Origin of the sequence: Nocardioides sp. R-C-SC26, assembly GCF_021246465.1 — a bacterium.
GTDB lineage: Bacteria > Actinomycetota > Actinomycetes > Propionibacteriales > Nocardioidaceae > Nocardioides.
Genome location: NZ_JAHRHK010000051.1, coordinates 1 through 346 on the forward strand (window position 1 = coordinate 1; position 346 = coordinate 346).

The following is a 346-nucleotide window of genomic DNA, read 5'->3' on the forward strand; positions in this document are numbered from 1 at the left end:
CAGGTCACCAAGGTGACCTGCACCGCCGGGGAGCTGGGCGAGATCCTGGTGCCGGAGCTGGAGCATCTGGCGGCCGACCGTGACGACAAGCTCGGTGAGCACCGTCGCGGTGGGCTCGCCGACGCCATGCGTGAGCTCGGTGTCACCGACCACCGCTTCCTCGGAGGCTTCGGCCGGTACCGCGACTCGGGCATGCAGTGGCATCCCGACGGGCACGCGATCGCCGCGGACGCCGTGCACGACAACGCGTTCTGGCGCGCCGACCTGACCGAGGCTGCCGACCTCCTGGTCGAGATCATCCGCGAGGTCCGTCCGCAGGTGCTGGTGGCCTATGACCCGTTCGGCG

1 protein-coding gene is annotated in these 346 nt (G+C 70.5%); it reads left to right on the forward strand.

What is annotated here, in order from left to right; genetic code table 11:
- On the forward strand, positions 1 to 346 hold a 346-nt coding region (locus KSO97_RS17390; protein ID WP_232681914.1), incomplete at both ends, for a PIG-L deacetylase family protein.